Source organism: Microcoleus sp. Pol12A5 (assembly GCF_036701435.1).
Taxonomy (GTDB): Bacteria; Cyanobacteriota; Cyanobacteriia; order Cyanobacteriales; family Microcoleaceae; genus Microcoleus.
Map to the genome: position 1 here is coordinate 1 of NZ_JAUBQU010000009.1, position 21,454 is coordinate 21,454.

Below are 21,454 nucleotides of genomic sequence, written 5' to 3' on the forward strand. Positions count from 1 at the left end.
AGAGTTAATGACATTAACTCCTCAAAAGCGCTATTTTTACCAACAGGGGATGAGGGCTATAAGTCAGATTCAATCTAGCTCCTAGCCATCCTTGTCACCCCCCCCAGCTAAATGAGGCTGATGTCTTTCTTGTTGGAACTATGTCCTTAGCGTTATATTAAATGCAGCTTCATAGTAAATTGGTATGAGGAAATGTATTTATGAAATCCAATCTAGGCTTGTAGTTGCGCTTGGGCGTCCAAGCGCAACTACAAAACCTAAAACTCCTTTCTTGGTTCGCAGTGCGTCCGAGAATTATCGCCCTAAGAAGCTGCCCTTGCAGCAGTCCGGGGACGGCGCCGGCCCGTCACCTGATTGGCAGGAGATGGCAAGGATGGGGATGATGCCGATGATGGCGATGCCGAGGATGGGGAGGATAATAGCTTAGGTGCTTCCAGGGAACCGGGAGATGCTGCTACTTTTTCCGATCGCACTGCTTCTTCTGGAATTTGCATCAGGAATACCAGCAGCGGATTGCTTTGAAGTTCCCGGCGCATCACCCGCTGAATTGCTTTTTCTATTTGGGTTTGCACTCCTACCCAGTCAATGTCAACTTGCGAGTCAGCAGTGGCGGGTTTGACAAATTCTGACCAGCGATCGCTCAAAACTGTTTCAATGGTTTGAGTGATTAATTTGATCACCTCCGCACGATCGGCTGATGTCACTACACCTTTCAAGTGGACTTCTGGTTTTGCAACTAATTTGCCTTCCCAATTCAAAGCCGCCGCTACAGTTACAACGCCATCTCCGGCCAACTGCTGACGTTCCTTGAGGACGCTGGCTTTGACAACGCCCGATCGAGAAGCATCTACTAATTCAATTCCTGAAGGCACTTGACCGGCCACCCGTATCGAATTTTCAGTTAATTCTACGACATCGCCGTTGTCAATAATCACCATATTGCTAGCGGGAATGCCCATGCTTTGAGCCGTCTTGGAGTGCTGGATCAGCATCCGGTGTTCCCCGTGAACCGGCAAGAAGAACTTGGGACGAGTCATGTTAATCATTAACTTTTGGTCTTCTTGACAGCCGTGGCCGGAAACGTGAATGCCTTTGTCGCGGCCGTAAACCACGTGTGCTCCCAGCATCATCAGTTTATCGATCGTGTTTACCACTGCGATCGTATTTCCCGGAATCGGATTAGCTGAGAAAATGACTGTATCGCCCTTCCTGATTTTCAGTTCGTGATGTTCGCCGTTAGCAATGCGAGTCATCGCCGCCATCGGTTCGCCTTGGGAACCTGTAGTTAAAATCAGTACCTTATCTTCAGCCAAATTGCGGATTTCTTTCAGCGGTTTGAAAATACTATCTTCGCATTTGATGTAGCCGAGATTGCGGCAGTGAGCGATGACGTTAAGCATCGACCGGCCAACTACTCCGACATAGCGATTGTTTTTCTTAGCCAAGTCCAAAACAATTTGCAATCGGTGTACCGAGGAAGCAAACGTTGTCACCATCACCCGTCCCGGTGCTTGAGCGATAATTCTGTCTAAATTCGGAGCAACAGAACGTTCCGAAGCAGTAAAACCGGGAACTTCCGAGTTAGTAGAATCACTGATCAAGCACAGCACGCCTTTCTCGCCGTACTCGGCCAGCTTTTGCAAATCAAAATGCTCGCCGTCTACAGGAGTGTGGTCAATTTTAAAGTCTCCGGTGTGGATCACAATTCCCACTGGAGTGTGAATTGCCACAGTAAAACTGTCTGCCATCGAGTGAGTGTTGCGAATGTATTCTACTAAGAAATTCTTGCCAATTCTGACAGTATCCCTGGGTCGAACCGTTCTCAATTCAGTGCGGTGAGACACTCCGGCTTCTTCGAGTTTTCCCGCTAACAAAGCCATCGCCAAACGAGGGCCGTAGATGACGGGAATTTCAAATTGTTTGAGGTGATAAGGGATACCGCCTATGTGGTCTTCGTGACCGTGAGTCACGATCATACCTTTAATTTTGTGGCTGTTTTCCCGCAGGTAAGTCATGTCGGGAAGGACAATATTTACCCCGTGCATTCCATCTGTCGGGAACGCTAAACCGGCATCTAAAAGAATTATTTCGTCGCCGTACTCGAACACACAAGTGTTTTTACCGATTTCGTGCAGCCCGCCGAGGGGAATAACTTTTAGAGCAGATGCAGTTGTATTTTTGATCATGCGTATCCTTTGTTAGTTATTTTTGTTATTGGTCTGTGGTCTTTGGTCTTTCGTCTTTCGTCTACTGTTCGTTGGTAGGGGAATATTTTTCCAAATATTTATGGAAAAATCCCTGGCGGGTTTTACTATCCCGTACAGTCAGTTGTCTTTGGCCTTCATTCTTCTATTTTCAGTCTTTAATCCTTGACGGTTAGCTACTTACTAACAGTTAATTACTAATGACTGATGACTCAGAACTAATGACTGATAACAACCAATATTCAGTTGTCTGAAAACTCGTTGCCGCTCGTCTTTCTAGCTGATACTGCTGCTAGCTGACTCAGTACGTCCTTTAACTTTTGAGTTACCTCAACGGGCGGATCGCACAGCGGCGGACGGGTGGAGCCTACATCCCAGCCTTGAAGTTTGAGAGCTGTCTTGACGGGAATGGGATTTGTGGTGAGAAAAAGAGCTTTAAACAGGTCAAAAAGTTGCAAGTGAATCTGGGTAGCGACTTGAACTTGACCGGCCTCGAAAGCTTTGATCATCTGTTGCAGTTGCTCTCCTACCAGATGGCTGGCTACGCTAACTACACCAGATCCTCCTACCGCCAACATTGGCAAAGTTAGGGAATCATCTCCAGAATAGATGGCAAATTCAGGGGATGTCAAGCACCGAATTTGACTTGCTTGATCCAAGTTGCCACTTGCTTCTTTTACGGCCACAATGTTGGGGATTTGGGCCAATCGAGCCACCGTCTCCGGCAACATATTCTGACCAGTGCGACCGGGGATGTTATATAACATTATAGGCAATTCTGGAGCAGATTGCGCGATCGCCTGAAAATGATTGTATAAACCTTCTTGCGGCGGTTTGTTGTAATAAGGAACCACCTGCAAACAGCCATCTAACCCGAGTTTAGCTGCTTTTTTCGTAGCTGCGACTGCTTCTGAAGTAGAATTAGACCCCGCTCCTGCGATTACTAACGCCTTACCGACCACCGCCTTTTGTACTACCTGAAATAATTCGTATTCTTCATCCCAGGTCATAGTGGGAGACTCGCCAGTAGTTCCGCACACTACCAAGCTATCTGTACCGCGATCGGCTAAATGAACTGCCAATTGTTCTGCTACCGCATAGTTGACGCTGCCGTCTTCCTTAAACGGCGTAATCATTGCAGTCAGAACCCGTCCAAACTTTACCACACTTTCTCCGATTTTAGACTGTTGATTTTTGATTTTAAATTTTTGATTTCAGATGAAAGGTTTATCTAAAATCCCCAATTTCAATTTTCAAGTTACGAGGGTTCCCCTAATTAGAAGCCACCGCCACTTGGGTTCGCAACAAATTTTTTTCTACCAGCAACTCAGCTATCTGCACCGCATTTAAAGCCGCCCCTTTGCGGATTTGATCGCCCGATAGCCACATCTCCAACCCGCAGGGGTGAGAAATATCTTGACGAATCCTGCCAACTAACACCTCATCCTTACCGCTGGCTTCTGCGGGCATCGGGAAATAATTAGCTTGCCAGTCTTCTACCAGCTTAACCCCGCTTGCCTGCTTTAAGATTTCCCTCGCCTCGATCGCGCTAAAAGGCTCTGCAAACTCTAGATTAATCGCTTCCGAATGAGCCCGCAGTACGGGAACCCGCACACAAGTTGCCGTAATTTTAATCTCGTCCGTGCCAAATATCTTCCGAGTTTCGTTTACCATTTTCATCTCTTCTTCACAATACCCCAAATCATTAATCGGGGTGTTGTGCGGAAACAAATTAAATGCTAAAGGGTAGGGAAATATATCTGTTTTGGGCGTTTCCCCCTGCAAAATTGCTCTTGCTTGAGCTTTCATTTCCTCCATTGCCCTCGCCCCCGCTCCGCTGGCAGACTGGTAAGTGGCTACAACTATGCGCTTGACCGGCATAACTTTGTGAAGTGGCCAAACCGCAACTGCCATCAAAATAGTCGTGCAGTTGGGATTAGCAATTATACCTCGGTGAGCTGCTGCCGCTTGGGGATTGACTTCTGGAACCACTAGCGGTACGGTCGCATCCATGCGGAAAGCGCTAGAATTGTCAATAACCACTGCTCCGGCTGCCACCGCTTGCGGAGCCCACAACTTAGAAGTAGAGCCGCCGGCCGAGGCGAGCACCAGATCTACATTATCAAACGATCGCGCCGCAACTGCTTCGACCGGCAGCATCTCACTCCCAAAAGACAAAGTTGTGCCTGCTGAACGTTCCGAAGCCAGCAGCTTCAAGTTAGAAATCGGAAAACTCCGGCTGTGCAATAGTTCTAGCAACTCGGCACCGACAGCGCCGGTAGCTCCTAAAATGGCAACTCGATAGGATTGAGACAAATTAGTTTCCTCCAGAAATTATAGTTTCAACGATCGAAATCAAAAATTTAAATAACTGCAATTCTCAATATCAAACTTAATTAATGTTATGCCAGATCGGGAGCATGAGAGGATAGCAATGGTGCAGTTAACGGAAACAGGCGATCGAACTTCCCGATTGAGCCGTGCGATCGTACCCACTTCTAGTTTAGCATCTTTTGCCGTTAGCGAAGCCCTCGAAGAGGATCGCCCCGCGCCAATCCGCATCGTTCTGGCAGCAGGCGCATCCGTTAACTTTGACGGGATGCCCAAGACATTGACATCTGAGGGCAATATATGCTATGGTGCATCGGCGATTAGTGGACTTAACCTCCACTTTCCTAGCAGCAAAAGCTAGTATCCTCACACTAAAACTATTTGGCAAAAGCCCAAAAAGTAGCCGGTCAGGACTTACAGTCTCATCCGGTAGAGGTGTTTGTAGTTGTGCCGTTACGAGTCAAAGCGTACAAAATTAAAATGCAGGCAAAGTCAGATTTGTATGTATTTTATTACACTATTGTTAAATATCAAAAAAGCCGATGAAAGTAACCCAGGAAAAACTTCCAGCTAGCCAAATTGGTCTGGAAATCGAAGTACCGTCAGAAAAGTCAAAACAAGCTTACGAGCAAGTAATTAAACAATTTGCTCGCGAGGTTAATATTCCTGGGTTCCGCAAAGGCAAAGTTCCCCGTCAAGTTTTGCTACAGCGCCTAGGCCAGACTCGCTTGAAAGCGACGGCTTTGGAAAATTTGATTAATGATTCCCTGCAAAAAGCCCTCGAACAAGAAAAAATTGCGGCAATTGGCAGTTTTGAACTGCGCACAGAATTTGAAGAGTTACTAGCTAAGTTCGATCCAGAACAGCCTCTGATTTTTTCGGCGAAGGTTGATGTACAACCCGAAGTGAAAATGGGTCAGTACACAGGTTTGCAGCTTCAAGCAGAAGAAGCTAAGTATGATGAGGCTCAGGTAGATGAGGTACTGGCAAAATATCGATCGGACAAAGCTACTTTAATCCCTGTAGAAGGCAGGCCGGCTCAGTTGGGAGACGTGGCTTTGGTTGATTTCTCCGGTAGATTTGCGGAAGCACCCGAAGGCGAAACTCCCGCAGAAATTCCCGGTGGCGAAGCAGAAGACTTCCAAGTAGAATTATCGGAAAATCAGTTTGTACCGGGCTTTATCCAAGGTATGATCGGGATGAATCCGGGAGAAACTAGAGAAGTTTCCGTGCAGTTCCCCGATGAATATAGCAGTGAAGAATTAGCGGGAAAACCGGCAGTCTTTACGATTACCCTCAAAGAACTTAAGGAAAAAGAATTGCCGGAGTTGGACGATGACTTCGCCCAAGAAGTCAGTGAGTTTGAAACTTTAGCAGAACTGCGCGAATCTCTCGAAACTAGGTTTAAAGCAGACCAAGAAAACAAGACATCAGCTAATAAGGAAAAAGCTATATCAGCAGCCCTCGTGCAGCTAATAGACGTGGAAATTCCCGAAACAATGGTCGATCGCGAAATCGATTATTTGTTGAATCAACAAGCCGTCCAATTGAAAAATTACGGCATAGATATCAACCAACTGTTTACGGAAGAAAATATGGGCCCGATGCGGGAACGCTCGCGCCCGGAAGCAATCGAGCGGCTCAAGCAGACTCTAGCTCTGGCAGAAGTAGCTAAGCTGGAATCTTTATCTGTGGAAGACACAGAAGTAGCAGCAGAAGTGGCAAAAATCAGAAAGCAGTTTCCCAAAGGAGATTTTGACCCCCAAAGGTTGCAGGAATTTGTAAGGGAAGACTTGCTCAAACAAAAAACCCTGAAATGGTTGGAAGAAAAAGGGACAATCGAACTCGTACCTGAAGGCTCTCTGACTCCCGCAGCAGCAGAATCAGAAGAATCAGACGCTGGAGATTCAGCAGAAGCAGCCACGAGCGTCGAAGTGGAAGTCGTAGGCGAAGAATAGAACTTAATGTGTTCAAATGTCCTAATTGGGGGCATGAAATCAACCGTGATTTGAACGGCGCACCCGAGCCTTAACTACAAGCTCCGGGTGCGCCCGATCCTTACTAAAACCTCGGGGTGTCTACTAGAAGTAGGGATGATGTACCAGTAAGTGTTTTAACTCATTCACCCCGCGAGCCTTGCAAGTCACTCCAGCGTTGCGCCCAGCGCAGAAAGCAATTTCAAAACTCAAAACTCCCCATTCCCCCGATATCCGTTCAGAAGAGGCATAATAGTTAAAAGCTGGCGGCTTAATTTAAAGCTTTCATCAGCAGCAGCAAATTGTCTAGAATCCTTGACTGGTGTCTTATGGTTGTATCTCAATCTTCCAATTACCTAATTACAAGCTATAACGATTTTGATGTCAGTTCTAGCCCCAGCAATGTAGTGCCGATGGTACTAGAACAGTCGGGGATGGGCGAGCGGGCTTTTGACATTTACTCGCGCTTGCTGCGGGAGCGAATTGTGTTTTTAGGAACTCCCGTAACCGACGAAGTTGCTGACTCGATAGTGGCTCAGCTATTGTATCTGGATGCCGAAGACCCAGAAAAAGATATCCAAATGTACATAAATTCCCCCGGCGGCTCGGTGACGGCCGGCATGGCAATTTATGACACAATGCAGCAAATCCGCCCCGATGTGGTGACGATTTGTTACGGTTTGGCAGCGAGTATGGGCGCTTTTCTGCTGACAGCAGGAGCTCACGGTAAGCGGATGTCTCTTCCGAGTTCCCGAATTATGATCCACCAGCCGCTTGGAGGCGCTCAAGGTCAAGCAGTTGATATTGAGATTCAAGCCAAAGAAATCCTTTATCATAAGCGTAAGCTGAATCAACTGCTAGCGCACCACACAGGTCAACCGATCGAGAAATTAGAGGCTGATACAGAGCGCGACTTTTTTATGTCAGCCGAGGAAGCCAAAAATTACGGTTTGGTCGATCGAGTTATCGCTAAAGAAAACCTTCCGGCGGCGGGAGAGAATGTCACTGCACTGAATTAAGAGGCTGTTATGTCTAAGTACGACTCCCATCTAAAATGTTCGTTTTGTGGCAAGTCTCAAGAGCAAGTACGCAAGTTGATCGCAGGGCCAGGGGTGTATATCTGCGACGAATGCGTTGACTTGTGCAATGAAATTTTAGATGAGGAGTTGTTTGATTCGAGTGCAGTTCCGGCAGCAGCGACGGCTCCGAAGCAGGAAACGACGCCAAAGCGCCGCGGTACCTCGGGCAAAAGTATGTCGATGAGCCAAATTCCCAAGCCGAGGGAAATTAAAAATTACCTCGACGAAAATGCGATCGGGCAAGATGAGGCGAAAAAGGTGCTCTCGGTGGCAGTTTACAACCACTACAAGCGCCTGAGCTTTATCCATGCAAAAAATAGCGGCAAACACCCGCCGGAAGAAGTAGAACTGCAAAAATCGAATATTTTGTTAATCGGGCCGACCGGCTGCGGAAAAACTCTGCTGGCTCAGACGTTGGCGGATATGCTGGACGTGCCGTTTGCGGTGGCTGACGCGACGACGCTGACGGAAGCAGGCTATGTCGGGGAAGATGTGGAAAATATTTTGCTGCGGCTGCTGCAAGTGGCAGATATGGACGTGGAAGAGGCGCAGCGCGGAATTATTTATATTGATGAAATTGACAAAATAGCCCGCAAGAGCGAAAATCCTTCGATTACGCGGGATGTGTCGGGGGAAGGCGTGCAGCAGGCGCTGTTGAAAATGCTGGAGGGGACGATCGCCAATGTACCTCCCCAAGGCGGCCGCAAGCATCCCTATCAAGACTGCATCCAAATTGATACTAGCAATATCATGTTTATCTGCGGCGGTGCTTTTGTCGGTCTGGAAAAAGTGATAGAGCAGAGAACGGGTAAAAAGTCAATGGGCTTTATTCAGCCCGGAGAGGCTCAGCCGAAGGAAAAGCGGGCTGCTGATGTACTCAAGCAACTGGAACCGGATGATTTGGTGAAGTTTGGGATGATTCCCGAGTTTATCGGGCGGGTACCGGTGGCGGCGGTGTTAGAACCGCTGGATGAGGAAACGCTGATGGCGATTTTGACGGAGCCCCGCAATGCTTTGGTTAAGCAGTATCAAAAGCTGCTGAAGATGGATAACGTGCAGTTGGACTTTAAGCCAGAGGCGATTCGGGCGATCGCCCAGGAAGCATACCGCCGCAAAACAGGAGCGCGGGCGCTGCGGGGAATTGTCGAAGAATTGATGTTGGATGTGATGTACGAGTTGCCGTCGCGCAAGGATGTTGCCCGGTGTACGATTACTAAGGAAATGGTCGAGAAGCGATCGACCGCCGAGCTGTTGGTACTTCCGTCTTCGCTGCCCAAGCCAGAGTCAGCTTAAAAGCAAGGTTTTCAGCACAGCCACTTATGCAATCTCGCATTCAATCATACCTGCGCTTTGCTGCGAGCCAGCAGCGCGACACCGAGCGGATCGGGCCGTTCCTCGCTACCTTCAGCCGCCACAGCACCAACCCTTATCTGAACTATGCGATTCCCGACGACGGCGCCGCACCCTCCCTCGCCGATGTCAAGGCCCTAATCGCTGCGTACTCTGTGCGCGGGCGAAAGCCGCGTTTGGAGTATGTCGCGAAACTAGCCCCTGCTGTCGAAGAAACGCTGATATTATCGGCCGGTTTCACCGTTGAGGGACGCCTGCCGCTGATGACTTGCACTCCGGGTTCCGAGAAATTGCTTCCCGTCCCCCCAGGCATCCAACTAATTTTGCCAGTTTCCGAGGCCGAGATCCTCGGTACAGCCGCGGCGCAACACGAGGCTTTCACAGAGGCTGCACCAACCCCTGAAGACGTTGACAGTCTTCGGAAAACTCTGGCCGCAGGTGGCCTGGCCGTACTCGCTCGCGTAGCAGCAACGGGCCAACCTGCGGGGGCTGGAATGTGTACTGCGCCGGCAAATCAGACGACAGAAGTCGCCGGTATCGGCGTGCGCGTCCCTTTTCGCCGGCGGGGCATAGCAGGGGCTTTGACGGCCCGGCTGCTGCGAGAAGCTTTCGACGCGGGTGTTGCGGTGGCGTTTTTGATGGCGGGACACGAGGAGGAATTCCGAGTTTACACCCGCGCTGGATTTTGTGCGACCGGCGAAATGTGCAACATTTCGCTGCCGCAAGCATAGATTTACCAATCTATAAAATCATCCTCACCTAACTCAGAAGATAACTCGGAAAAATCCGGTTCAGATTCCAATCTAAAAGTTTCCGATTCCCAAATCTCCAAGTCTTCCGACAAATCGACTACTTCCCCGTCAAACATATCAGCCAACTTCCTAGCCGAATTTGCGACATCTCCCGCGTCATCACGCACCGCTACAGCCTGAGCGTTAAAGTCATTTTGAGAGTCGGTAGAGCCGTTTGTGGGCGATCGCGATTCGGAAGTTGTCGGCACATTAACGGCGGTATTTTCAGCCGCTAGCGGGTGTTTTTGTTCTTCTCTACCCTTGCCCAAAAAATCATCTGTAATCTCAGAAGCCGCCGAGTTCTGCACCTTTTGGCCCGCATCATCCGCAGGATGAGAATTCCTGGGATTTTCGCCAACACGTCCGTTAGAACTAGGCACATCCTTGGCGCGAGAACTATTACTTTCAGCGGGATTTGTCAAGCCCACTTTTACTGTTACTCGACGGTTAAAAATTTGCAAAAAAGCTTCTTCAATATTAGCTACTTTGTCTTTAACCATATTGAGCAACGGCTGCGAACTAATTTTCACATGAGCAGTATTATTGCTAAAAATTACTAGCTGTCCATGTTGGCGAAGCAGCGATTGAGTTCCATGCGGCCGCACACGCTCAAGTACCTGTTCCCACACTCGATTTAAATCGATTTCATCGGCTGAATTAGTGGGTGAATAATAATTTGCTTGAGTCGTTTCAGCAGTTGGTACATGTGCGGTAATCGGCGCAGGAGGTGGGCTTTCTGTTCGATTAGCCACAGGCGGCGAGTGAGGCGGAGAATTTTGCGAATTGGAAACTGAAGATTGTTCAATATTAGATATCTGACTCTCCCCCTTAGCAAGGGGGGGTTGGGGGGGGTGAATTTGTGATGGAGCAATATTTTTCGCTGGTTCCGCTGTTGCTTGTGACTGAGTTCTAATTGCTGATGGCAACAATCCCAACAGCGTTACTTCCAGCCACAAACGCGGCTGAGTAGTGTTTTTAATTTGCACTTCGTGGTTTTGCAAATGTTTCTGGCCTGCCAAAATTAACTCCGCCTCCCAATTGCGGGCAAAATCCCGCAGTTTTTCCCAAGTTGCAGATGTTAAAGCTACTAAATCTGACCGTTTCGGGGCAGCTTTGGCTATTAGCAAATCTCGGTAAAAGCTCGCGAGGCTTTGCAGCACGATTAACGGTTCCCGACCGCGATCCATGAGGTGGCGGGTCATGTCTATTAGTGCTGTAGCGTTATCTGTATCAATAGCTTGCAGCAAATCCATTAAGTCATTTTCGGGGACTGCGCCGACTAAATCCCAAACTTTTTCGACTGTTACTTCACCCTGAAATAAGCTTAGTTGGTCGAGCAAACTTTCGGCATCTCGCAGACCTCCTTGGGCAAGTTGAGCAACCATTTGTACTGCATCACTGGCAATATTGATATTTTCTAATTTAGCAATTTTGTGCAAGTGAGCAATCATTGCATCGAGGGGGATGCGACGAAAGTCAAACTTTTGGCAACGAGAAATAATAGTTGGTAATACTCTTTGTGGATCGGTTGTTGCGAGAACGAATACAACGCGATCGGGCGGCTCTTCTAATGTTTTTAATAAGGCATTAAATGCCTGGGTACTGAGCATATGAACTTCGTCGATTACATATACTTTATAGCGGCATTGTACGGGAGCAAACTGAGATCTTTCGATTAAATCCCGAATGTTATCTACTCCCGTGTTGCTGGCGGCGTCAATTTCGATGACATCTAGTGTCGAACCTCGGGCAATTTCTTGGCAAACGTTGCATTTGCCACAGGGTGTCGGGGTGGGGGAAACCGTAGAAATACAGTTGAGGGATTTGGCGAAAATTCTGGCACTGGAGGTTTTACCGGTGCCTCTGGGGCCGGTGAATAGATATGCTGGTGCTATGCGCTCTTGTAGGATGGCGCTGGTGAGGGTTTGGGCGATCGCCTCTTGACCGACTAATTCGGCAAATGTCTGAGGGCGATATTTGTGGTGCAGGGGTTCGTAGGTCACGATCGAATATTGGTGGTATTAGCTGTAATCTTAGCTAAGGAGACGTTGTTCGATCGCACCGCAGCTCGACTTTCACAGCAAGCCGCCCGGTGGGCTGGCACGGCGGGAGTCAGCCAACAGTAGGAATTATCACTCTCCAACGTCCGCCCCTCGATCGTCCGGGCGATCGGCTGTTCTCCTTGATGTTTTCCGCTGCTGGCTCCCAGAGTTACTATTAATTTATGTGTATTTCTTTTTATTTTGCTAGAAACGGAGACCGCCGAACAAACATTTTTTTAGCTGTATAGGTATAATATATTACAGACAATTCACCATTTCTATTGGCCAGTGCCAGCGCGCGATTTTCCGATATTTCGGAAACCTGCTTGCAGTTAAAGATAAAGTATTAATTAGAGGGTGCGTGCTCCAGTTGCAGAAATCCAGTTGTACCAAGATGATGGTGGAATGATGTCAATGTTGGTTGATCCAGTTGCACTACCAGCTCTACTCTGGAGTCCTGTATAAATATAGCGTCAAATTTTACCCTTTAAAAGCCCATGTCAACCCAAATAATCCTTGTAGAACCAAGGTTGGCAGTAGCCTCTCCCAAACCTAAAAAGGCTAAACCCGGAGATCCGTCCTCAGACCAACTCTTAATGGGAGGGTCGGGATTACTGTTGTTATTGCTTATCGGTTTAGCGGTGTTTACCAAGCTAAAACTCGACGATTTGAGTAAAAAGCTCAAATTTGAGGAGTTTAGAAATCGAGAACTCCAGAAAAAATACAAAATGGCTCTGGAAACCATGTTAAAGATGGAAAAGAATCCCGACCTTATCCACTCGCGAGACTTTAATTTAGACTACCTGAGAATGCGGATGGCGGAAGAAGTCTTTCACTTTGCCATTGTGAACCAGATCAAGGTAAAAGTTAAAGAAAAAATTAGTATTGCCCTGCGTCCGACTCAGGGGGCAGTGGGAGATAAAAATGGGAATGCGGGCAGCGGCAGGCAAGTGGATTCGATGTTTGATATCGAATACGAAACTGGCGATCCGGCAATAAAAATAGAAAAACGCGTGCTGTTTCGGATTCAAATTAAGTTGATGAAACTGCCGACTCAGGCAACATCAGCGACAATTAATCAAATTATTGACTGTTTGGAAACTTATCTGAGTCCTTCAGACGATCACGACAGTTGGCAGCCAACAATTCAAGGTCGCATCGTTCATATTGAGTGGGATCAAAAAGCCAAGCCGACGCCGATGTTGGTGCTGGAACAGTCGAATGAAGGGGTGAATGTTACCTTTAGGACTACGAGAACGCCTGCCGGCCGGCCTACCAATGCCAATGATAGCCAATTGGTAGGAGCTAAGGGTCAAAAAAGTGGCAAAAGTAGTTCTAAAACTACAGCCAAAGGTGCAACAAAAAGTCCTGCCAAGGTAGGAGGAAAGCGTCCAGGTTCGAGGAAATAAGTTGAGGTGGATTAATATTATTTTCCCGAAAGAACGCCGATTGCCGCCGTTGTTGATGTATCTTGGGCGAGGTAGCCGTCTTCCATGTGAATAATGCGATCGGCTATGTCTAAAATGCGGTTGTCGTGGGTTACAAGCAAAATAGTGCAGTGCTGTTCTTTTGCCAAACCTCGCATAATTTCTACCACATCTCGACCTGATTTACTATCTAGTGCTGCTGTGGGTTCGTCTGCTAAAACTAATTTTGGCTGGCTGACTAATGCCCGGGCGATCGCAACTCTTTGTTTCTGGCCGCCAGAAAGACTGTCTGGGTAATAATCTATTCTTTCTCCCAAGCCTACAGCTTGCAGCATTCCCTCTATTCTATCATTAGTTTCTCGGGGAGAAAGATGACTGTGCAGTTCTAAAGACATTTGCACATTTTGCCTAGCTGTCAAGCATTTGAGCAAATTGTGAGCTTGGAAAATATAGCCGATGTCGCGCCGGACTTTAACTAATTTATTTTTCGGCGTTCCCCGCAATTCTTGGTCGAGAATTTTCAAACTACCTTCTTGGATCGATCGCAAAGCTCCAATCAAGGTTAACAATGTTGTTTTACCAGACCCAGAAGGCCCAGTCATCAGCACGATTTCGCCGGGATAAATTTCGAGGTTGATGTCAAATAATGTCTGTTTGCGAAGTTGTCCTTCGCCGAAGGAATGATTGAGATTTTTAATTGAGACTACTGGTAAAGTATTCATTGGTAATTTGTAGCTGTTAATTCGTAATTGGTAATTGGTATTTCCTTCTTCCTTCTTCCTGACATCCGTTACATCCGTTACATCTTGTACAGTGCTCGTTGCCGAACTTCCTTCTTCCTTCCTTAAAAAATATCCGCCGGGTCAGCCGCCTGCAACTTCCTAACTGCGATCGCCCCCGACACAGAACACATGACAACTGTCATAATAAAAACAGTCATAGCTTTCGCCAAAGTCATATACATTGGCAAACTCGTAGCATTTCTCCCTAAATTGTACAGCACCAAAGAAACTCCAAACCCTGGCAAATAGCCAAGAATTGCCAAAATCAAAGCCTCTTGAAACACCACACCCAAAAAGTAAATATCCTTATATCCCATCGCCTTCAGCGTAGCGTATTCGGGTAAATGATCGGTAACATCAGTATAAAGAATTTGATAAACAATCACTATCCCAACGATAAAGCCCATTGCCGCGCCGAGAGTGAAAACAAATCCGATTGAGGTACTTTCCTGCCAATATTTCTTTTCAAAATTTACAAACTCTTCTTTAGTAGAAATTCTCACATCTTTCGGCAAAGTTGCCCTCATTTTATCAACAACCACCTTAACATCTGTTCCCGGCTGCAAGTGAACAATACCTATATCGATTAAACCTCTTGTTCTCCGGGTCGAAAAAATTCGCATAAAGTTCAAATCACTGGTGACAAGATTTCCGTCGGCACCGAAAGAAGCCCCTATAGTAAATAAACCATCTACCCTAACGCGGCGATTGTCAACTTCACTTTCAACAACTTTTCCCTGTTTAAAATATTCTGCTATCGGCCCAAACTCCGGCCGGGAAGCTTGGTCAAATAAAACCACATCCGAAATTTTGATTTTGTCCAAATTATTTTGGATTTCAGGCAGATCAAAGATGGGATGAGCGGGGTCAAAACCGATGACCATCAATTGGCGAGTATTTCGCTGGTTGGGATCGGGGTTTTTCCACAATCCAAAGCCTAAATATACCGGGCTGATTTCTGTAACGCCGTCAAAACTCAAAGCTTGATACAAGCGACGCTGGGGAAAACTTTTCATGGCTATTAAAGCCGTAGATTGAGTGCTGGTGATAAAAATATCCCCTTTTAACTTCGAGTGAAAGGTGATGGAGCTTTCAAATAGCGCGTCTCTAAATCCAAACTGCATAAACATCAGTAAGTCGGCAAATCCAATGCCTGCTAGCGCGATTACTAAACGCATTCTTTCGCGGGTTAATTGTGCCCAAGCTAGTGGTATTTTTGCCATACAATCAAGGAATAAGGAAGAAGGAAGAGGGAAGAAGGAAGGAGGAAGAATAAGGAAAAGGGAATAAGGAAGGAGTAAGAGGGAAGAACGAGTAATGAGTAACAAGATCGAGCGCTCCTGTGACAAATTACAAATTACCCATTTTAGATGTCTATTTTTACTTCTACCTGCAAGTTTGTTAGGGTTGCAACTTTCTTGCTAGATTCTGGATTGAGGCGAATTCTTACTTCGATAACTCTCGCATCGGTGTCGGCTGCGGGGTCTGTATTGAGGACATCTTTTTTGCCGACTTGTTTGCCGATGCGATCGACTGTTCCTTCCACAGTGCCTGTAAAAACCGGGCTGGTGACTGTTGCGCGCTGACCGTTTCGCACTTTGGCGATGTCGGTTTCGTAAACTTCTGCTACGGCGTACATTTGGTCGGTGCTGCCTAGTTCTACGATGCCCTCTTGAGTGTTGACACGTTCTCCTTGTCGGCTGTGCACTTTGAGGATGTAGCCGGATACGGGTGCTTTGATGTAACTTAAGTTTAAGTCTACTTGAGCTTTTTGTTTGGTGGCGATCGCACTTTCGACGGCGGCTTGGGCGGCTTGCACGTCTTCGGGACGTACTTCGGCAATTTGGTCTAAATTTGCTTTGGCTTGATTGATTTGTTCTTGGCCAGTTTCTGCTTTTTGTTTTAGTATTGCTTCGGCTTGATTGATTTGTTCTCTACCGGTTTCTATCTTTTGATTTAAGGTGGCTCTGGCTTGGTTAATTTCCTGCCTACCTGTTTCTAACTTGCGTCGGAGATTGGCTCGGGATTGATTGATTTCCTGCTTGCCTGTTTCTACTGTTTGTTTGATTGTGGCTTTAGTTTCGACTATTTGCTCTTGCAGTGTTTGCACTGTTTTTTCTAATACAGCTTGAGCTTCTTTGACTCTCTGGCGAGCCGTCTCTGCTGCTAAGCGCTTGGTGTCGTAGGCGGAAGCAGAAATTGCGCCTGTTTCGGAAAGTTCTTTGTTGCGTTGTTCCTCGGCTTCGGCGTTGGTTAATTCGGCTTTTAGCCGATCGACTGTAGCGTTTTGAGAGGCAATTTCCCCACGCAATTGAGCTTCTAGCCTAGCCAATTTGGATTGCTGCACCTCTGTTTCTCTTTCGAGTTGTGCCTCCAATTTGGCAAGATTAGCTTGTTCGGCTTCGGTTTCTCTTTGAAGTTGTGCCTCGAATTTGGCGACGTTAGCTTGTTCGGCTTCGGTTTCTCTTCGCAGTTGAGCTTCTAAGCGGGCGATATTGGCTGCTTCGCCTTCGGTTTCCCTTTGCACTTGTGCTTCAAACTTGGCAACTTCGGCTTTTTGAGCGCCGACAACGCCTGTTTTTGCGCCTGCTTGAATTTTCACTAATTCTGCTTGTTTGACTTTGACTTCTTTGTCGGCTTGTTGGAGGATTGCTTGGAGCCGATCGCGCGTATCGAGAACTGCTATGATTTGTCCTTGACTGACTCGATCTCCCTCTTCCACCTGCAACTGTTCAATTCTTGCTCCCTCCGACGCCGAAGGGGCCGACAATTTGATAACTTCCCCCTGCGGAGTCAACCTACCCAAAGCGGTAACGCTGGTGCGGGTGGCGACGGAAGTTGCAGCAGCCGTTGCAGCCGCAGCCTTTAACTCTTCGGCTTTTCTAAGTTGAGATACTTGCCAAAAACCAACTCCTGTGGTAATGAGAGTTGCCGCGATCGCTAAACCGATGACTCCTCGTCCTGGGGGTTTTAAAAATGATTTATCCTTGAACCGTGATTCCTTTACCATTACTTATAAAGTAGGTGATTTCCTAATTAAGTTTTGCCCACCTACTATTAAGTATTGTAAACAAATTTCAGCTATTTAGGGAAATCAAAAAGCACCTCGGTCATGTAATGTTCGGCCCAATCTTGACCGAAAGCTTTTTCGAGTACGCGGCGGGTTTTGTCGTTTTGCTGCTGCTGGCTACAGTAGTAAATATGAGCGTCGAGAATTTTCGATTCTTCGGTGGCAGATACTGGTTCAGAGGCGACTGCCTGTTTGCAGTGAATTTCCACGTAGGATTCAACTATGTCCAAAAATCTGTTTTCTTCTTCCATCGACTCTGGCCGCACAAACAGACAAAATTCTGAGAAAATATCCCCCCATTCGGGAATTTGGCGGGGACAAGAAAATTGGTTGACCGGCAAAATTTCCAGTTGGGTTCGGTAGGTTTCCGACAAAGTTCGATCTCGATTGAGGGGAGAAAGGTCTGCGATCGCGGCGCTAACTTGGCCTTTGCCTGCTACTATATCCGTACCGAACATCGGCAAAGCATAATTCGGTCTGGGAAACATCACGCAGTGCAGTATGTCAAGTACCGGCCCGACTTTAGCGAGTTCGAGGTGTATTTTGCGGAACTGGGGCGTTTGATAGCAGCGGTTTTCAATGATCAGTTTTTCTCCTTCCAAGCGCCCTTCTACGTATCCCAACTCAGCGGGCAGGTGGTAGGGTTCCAGGTCTAGATAACGGTGCCATACTGCTTCCATCCGGTCTGCTAAATTGCGGATGAGGTAGTGCTGTTGTTCGCGGAGGGAAGGCTGGGATATTTCTAACATTCCTATTTATCGGGGGATAGCTTAATAAAACTTGATTCTACTGTTGCAGGATGCAGGAAAAAAGGTAGATACTTTAACAATATCAGTAGATTGACTTACGATCGAGCAAGTTTTAGAGGAGATTTTGTATGTTTGGTCTGGGATTGCCCGAAATGGGCATTATTGCGGTGGTGGCCATACTAATTTTCGGCCCCAAGAAGATTCCTGAGTTAGGAAATGCGTTGGGCAAAACGCTGCGGAGTTTTAAGGAAGGGGTTGGTCAATCTGAGGCTGAACCTGTTGAGAAGGATAAAGAGGAAGAGGGCCAGCCGAAAGTGTAAATTAGGTTTGTAGTGAGGATTTTATTCCTCCTTTTTAAGGGTTGAAGCCCTCACTAACAACCTATTCGGGAAATTTGCCTTCTCTAACTTCAAGGGAATAATCTTTCACAGCTTGGGTAATTGTTTCTCGCAAATTGGCGTAAGCTTTCGCAAAAGGTGGTTGTTTTTCGGAAAGTCCCAATAAATCGGAAGTAACTAAAACTTGACCGTCGCAGTGCGGCCCGGCGCCGATACCAATGGTGGGAATAGTTAATTTTTGGGTAATTTGAGCGGCTAAGTCGGCGGGAATGTGTTCTAAGACGATCGCAAAGGCACCTGCTTCTTGAAGCGCGATCGACTCTGCTATGATGCGATCGGCTGCTTCGGCTGTTTTTCCTTGTTTTTTGTAGCCGAGTTGGTGTACCGACTGCGGAGTTAAGCCGACGTGTCCCATCACCGGAATTCCGGCGGAAGTTAGCTGCGAAACTGTGACCGCCATTGCTGGATATCCACCTTCTAATTTTACACCTTGAGCGCCTGTTTCTTTCAAAACTCTCCCCGCCGAGTGCAGGGCTTGCTGAGGACTTTCTTGGTAAGTCAAAAACGGCAAATCGACCACAATTAATGCTTGTTTAACTCCACGGTGCACTGCTTTAGCGTGGTGCAGCATTTCATTTAGGGTGAGGGGCAAGGTTGTTTCGTAGCCTAAGACTGTCATTGCGAAGGAATCGCCGACTAGGATGATATCTACGCCTGCTCGATCTACCAGTTGGGCGATCGCATAATCATAAGCTGTCAGCGCGACAATTGGTCGCCGTTGTTGTTTCCACTGAATTAATTGATGAGTCGTGACTGACATTTTAGTGCAAAAATATAATATTATCTCCTGCTATTACTTATGATATCAAATCCGGGCGATCGCAGGTTATATTATTTATCATTTTGCTATTGAAATCGCTTAAGAGTCAAACTTTAGTTCCAGGAGAGGGGGACTAAGAGTAAGATGAGAAAATTATATAAATTGTATACGCTAATATAACTTTGCATTCCCTCAGCAGGCCAAACAATCAACCCCTGATTTTTCAAGTCCCCTTCTCAACCCAAATCTTCCTGGATAATTAAGTTGATTCAAGGTTCTTCTTCTGCGGGACGTTTTACAACACAATCCTACCTGCCTTCTCGTCCAGCTACGGCAAAGCCAACATTTTTGAACCGAATAAATTTTCTTGTTCCCATTGGTGTCTTTCCGGGAATTTCACCGACTAATGTTAAACTTAACTGAGCGATAATAGTACAATTAATGGTAAGCTGTTAGTCATTTAAATTTATTGCCTCAACCTTTTGCAGTATGGGGTCAGGCTCACAAATAGTGCAGTTTGAATGTCGAACAGCTTACATGTTATATCTGTGTTTTAATAATATTTGTAACTGAGGTCGCGGTTGTGCTTTATTCTTTAATTTGGGGTGAAAAAAGTTGCAAATTAATAGCAAAAATGCTCTCTAATTATTGAATTACGAAGCTTCTGCCATTCTTGTTGAGAAACATCTGCACGAGTTTTGTCACCCGATGGATCGCGGATATCCCAAATTGTATCTGCAATCCGATCGAGCGATCGCCCGTGAGAACGATAATCGAAGTCCCAGAAAGCATCACCGACGCAATCTCCTGGTGTAGCAATCATTTCTCGATCGACTGTATTGCGAATAGCATTCCATTCGCGGATGTAGACGGAAGAATCGTCCGCTCGCAATTTGCGACCTCCTAATTGAGGATTCACTCTATAAAAAAACCAATCCGTAAACCTATCCACAGCTTGAGTGCGTGATTCATAATCGCGCGCTGTAGCACTATCTAGATTGGAACCACCGAGTACAAGGAATATAGCTAATGCACACACCCCTAAAAACTTCGATTTTGACTTAATTGAAAGTGATTTAGTTAGCACGATTAAACCCAATAAAAATTATGAATTTCCCCGATATAGCTGGCGATCAATCTTTTGTTGCCATCCATCTCTAGAACAATAACTTACTCCTGTTTGAGGTGCGAGAGTAGATAAACACCAATAATTTTTACCATCAAACACAACGCCTTTTTTGATATATTTTAACTCAGAGAAAGGTTGCCACGGTCGCTCGATATTAGACTCGTCATAATATCGATATTGTTTTCCCTTGACCTCTAAACCCTGATCCGTACCTCCCAACCAATAACGACCTTCTTGAATTATGTTTGATGACGAGTTTTGTTGATTGCTATCTGTCTTTTTCTCAATCCACCAATTCCTCACAAAACGTTTTGTATTTTCCGAACCTCTTGTCGTAGCGACTATAACTAGCAGTTCTCCTTGTTGATTGATAAACTCAAAACGACAAGGCCCCTCTCCTGTACCAGAACAATCCTTAATTTCTTTATATCCCAAATCAAATAGCTCTTTAACCGAACGATCTCTGAGGTTGGGTTGACCCTGTAAGCTGGGCTGCCACCGTTGTTGAATTAGGATTTGACGCGCCTCTTCGTATGGCATACCTTGTTGAAGAGGTATTTTTCCAGGGGCATTTACAGAATTTTCAAGGCTGACTTGAACTTTTTTATTTAAAACCTCGATTGTTAAATTTTCTTCGGGATTATTCAGGTAATTTTTTTTACTTGTTGTATCGATGTTTGCACTATTTATGCTGGGAAATTGTGGCTGCGGGGCAGCATCCGCCAAACTTGTATGTCCAATGGCGATTAGTCCCATCAAGGGTGCAATAATTCTGGTTGTAACAAGATTGCGATCGCATATCCAACTTTTCATACTCTTTGGTTTAAAACCTTTCTTTTTACAGAGTTGTGTAGAGATGACCTCTACTATAGGAGTTATATTCGATCGATGCTGCGGTGTAAGGAGATCGAGTCTCACAGTCCACAATTGGAAATATACATTTCGCGTCGAATTGCTGACCATTCACTAATGCCGATCCGATCGCTTTTGGGAATTTGCTGTCCGGTTCGTTGAGGATGGCGACTGTAAAAAATTGTATCTGCAAGTAAATCGTAGGTTTGTTCGTAGGTTTCGCCGTTAATTGTCGTGAATTCCCATCCTGTATCTCCTGGGGCGGACCTAAAGCAGACTTCTTGTACCGACTTGACTCGCGGATCGATCGCTTCGCGCAATCTCCGCCATTGATTGCTATATTCGCGATCGCCCGGTTGGAGTTTGCGATTGTTTAACTGAGGATTAACCCTGTAGAATAAGAAATCGGTCAATCGATCGACGGCTTGTTCTCGCGATTCGGCTTTGGCTAGATTGGGGCTGCTGAGGACAAGGGCGATCGCCAGAGCACCAACCATTGAAAATCTTGAGACAG

At 46.5% G+C, this 21,454-nt stretch carries 20 protein-coding genes; 8 read left to right on the top strand and 12 right to left on the bottom strand.

Annotation, left to right across the window (positions count from 1 at the left end; genetic code table 11):
• Positions 1-302 precede the first annotated feature (302 nt).
• The 3 genes from QUA45_RS04090 to QUA45_RS04100 form a co-directional block, all read right to left on the bottom strand.
• Positions 303-2,186, bottom strand: a complete 1,884-nt coding sequence (locus QUA45_RS04090) for a ribonuclease J (protein ID WP_333096075.1) — start codon at positions 2,184-2,186, stop codon at positions 303-305.
• Between the two features lie 260 nt (positions 2,187-2,446).
• Positions 2,447-3,370, bottom strand: coding sequence for a 4-hydroxy-tetrahydrodipicolinate synthase (gene dapA, locus QUA45_RS04095; RefSeq protein ID WP_333219605.1), 924 nt, complete (start codon positions 3,368-3,370; stop codon positions 2,447-2,449).
• Positions 3,371-3,476: 106 nt separating this feature from the next.
• Positions 3,477-4,520, bottom strand: coding sequence for an aspartate-semialdehyde dehydrogenase (locus QUA45_RS04100; RefSeq protein ID WP_333219607.1), 1,044 nt, complete (start codon positions 4,518-4,520; stop codon positions 3,477-3,479).
• A gap of 118 nt (positions 4,521-4,638) precedes the next feature.
• Here QUA45_RS04100 and QUA45_RS04105 point away from each other — a divergent pair, with 118 nt between their 5' ends.
• The 5 genes from QUA45_RS04105 (at position 4,639) to QUA45_RS04125 (ending at position 9,671) form a co-directional block, all read left to right on the top strand.
• On the top strand, positions 4,639-4,896 hold the full coding sequence (locus QUA45_RS04105) for a hypothetical protein (RefSeq protein WP_333219609.1): 258 nt from the start codon (positions 4,639-4,641) through the stop codon (positions 4,894-4,896).
• A 181-nt stretch (positions 4,897-5,077) separates the two neighbouring features.
• Positions 5,078-6,493: a trigger factor gene (gene tig, locus QUA45_RS04110; RefSeq protein WP_333219611.1), complete on the top strand. Its 1,416-nt coding sequence runs from the start codon at positions 5,078-5,080 to the stop codon at positions 6,491-6,493.
• Positions 6,494-6,840: 347 nt separating this feature from the next.
• Entirely contained in the window at positions 6,841-7,530 is a 690-nt protein-coding gene (gene clpP, locus QUA45_RS04115) for an ATP-dependent Clp endopeptidase proteolytic subunit ClpP (RefSeq protein WP_333066788.1), read from the top strand.
• Positions 7,531-7,539: 9 nt separating this feature from the next.
• Entirely contained in the window at positions 7,540-8,883 is a 1,344-nt protein-coding gene (gene clpX, locus QUA45_RS04120) for an ATP-dependent protease ATP-binding subunit ClpX (protein ID WP_333096069.1), read from the top strand.
• Between the two features lie 26 nt (positions 8,884-8,909).
• Positions 8,910-9,671 (top strand): GNAT family N-acetyltransferase, encoded by a 762-nt coding sequence (locus tag QUA45_RS04125; protein ID WP_333219613.1) that lies wholly within the window; start codon positions 8,910-8,912, stop codon positions 9,669-9,671.
• A 2-nt stretch (positions 9,672-9,673) separates the two neighbouring features.
• Here QUA45_RS04125 and QUA45_RS04130 read toward each other — a convergent pair whose 3' ends face one another.
• The gene (locus tag QUA45_RS04130) at positions 9,674-11,734 is read right to left on the bottom strand and encodes a DNA polymerase III subunit gamma/tau (protein WP_333219615.1); all 2,061 of its coding nucleotides are present in this window, start codon (positions 11,732-11,734) and stop codon (positions 9,674-9,676) included.
• Here QUA45_RS04130 and QUA45_RS04135 point away from each other — a divergent pair.
• Positions 11,711-11,857, top strand: a complete 147-nt coding sequence (locus QUA45_RS04135; RefSeq protein WP_333219617.1) for a hypothetical protein — start codon at positions 11,711-11,713, stop codon at positions 11,855-11,857. The two genes, QUA45_RS04130 and QUA45_RS04135, sit on opposite strands and share 24 nt — an antisense overlap.
• A gap of 413 nt (positions 11,858-12,270) precedes the next feature.
• Positions 12,271-13,182: a hypothetical protein gene (locus QUA45_RS04140; RefSeq protein ID WP_333096065.1), complete on the top strand. Its 912-nt coding sequence runs from the start codon at positions 12,271-12,273 to the stop codon at positions 13,180-13,182.
• Between the two features lie 17 nt (positions 13,183-13,199).
• Here QUA45_RS04140 and QUA45_RS04145 read toward each other — a convergent pair whose 3' ends face one another.
• From QUA45_RS04145 to QUA45_RS04160, 4 genes are all read right to left on the bottom strand, one after another.
• Positions 13,200-13,922, bottom strand: a complete 723-nt coding sequence (locus tag QUA45_RS04145; RefSeq protein ID WP_333096064.1) for a DevA family ABC transporter ATP-binding protein — start codon at positions 13,920-13,922, stop codon at positions 13,200-13,202.
• 122 nt (positions 13,923-14,044) lie between these two features.
• A complete protein-coding gene (gene devC / locus QUA45_RS04150) occupies positions 14,045-15,205 on the bottom strand; it encodes an ABC transporter permease DevC (RefSeq protein ID WP_333096063.1) in 1,161 nt (386 codons plus the stop codon).
• A gap of 143 nt (positions 15,206-15,348) precedes the next feature.
• Entirely contained in the window at positions 15,349-16,992 is a 1,644-nt protein-coding gene (locus tag QUA45_RS04155; protein WP_333096062.1) for an HlyD family efflux transporter periplasmic adaptor subunit, read from the bottom strand.
• Between the two features lie 71 nt (positions 16,993-17,063).
• A complete protein-coding gene (locus tag QUA45_RS04160) occupies positions 17,064-17,801 on the bottom strand; it encodes a phycocyanobilin:ferredoxin oxidoreductase (RefSeq protein ID WP_333096061.1) in 738 nt (245 codons plus the stop codon).
• Between the two features lie 128 nt (positions 17,802-17,929).
• Between QUA45_RS04160 and tatA the strand changes: the two genes are divergently transcribed.
• Entirely contained in the window at positions 17,930-18,121 is a 192-nt protein-coding gene (tatA, locus tag QUA45_RS04165; protein WP_333096060.1) for a twin-arginine translocase TatA/TatE family subunit, read from the top strand.
• A 61-nt stretch (positions 18,122-18,182) separates the two neighbouring features.
• Here tatA and panB read toward each other — a convergent pair whose 3' ends face one another.
• The 4 genes from panB to QUA45_RS04185 all read right to left on the bottom strand — a co-directional run bounded on the left by panB (position 18,183) and on the right by QUA45_RS04185 (position 21,437).
• The gene (gene panB, locus QUA45_RS04170) at positions 18,183-18,959 is read right to left on the bottom strand and encodes a 3-methyl-2-oxobutanoate hydroxymethyltransferase (RefSeq protein ID WP_333096059.1); all 777 of its coding nucleotides are present in this window, start codon (positions 18,957-18,959) and stop codon (positions 18,183-18,185) included.
• A gap of 622 nt (positions 18,960-19,581) precedes the next feature.
• Positions 19,582-19,998, bottom strand: coding sequence for a hypothetical protein (locus tag QUA45_RS04175; protein WP_333219619.1), 417 nt, complete (start codon positions 19,996-19,998; stop codon positions 19,582-19,584).
• A gap of 66 nt (positions 19,999-20,064) precedes the next feature.
• Positions 20,065-20,901 carry a hypothetical protein gene (locus QUA45_RS04180; protein ID WP_333219621.1) on the bottom strand — a complete coding sequence of 279 codons (837 nt, stop codon included), beginning with the start codon at positions 20,899-20,901 and terminating at the stop codon, positions 20,065-20,067.
• A gap of 101 nt (positions 20,902-21,002) precedes the next feature.
• The gene (locus QUA45_RS04185) at positions 21,003-21,437 is read right to left on the bottom strand and encodes a hypothetical protein (RefSeq protein ID WP_333150387.1); all 435 of its coding nucleotides are present in this window, start codon (positions 21,435-21,437) and stop codon (positions 21,003-21,005) included.
• Positions 21,438-21,454 lie beyond the last annotated feature (17 nt).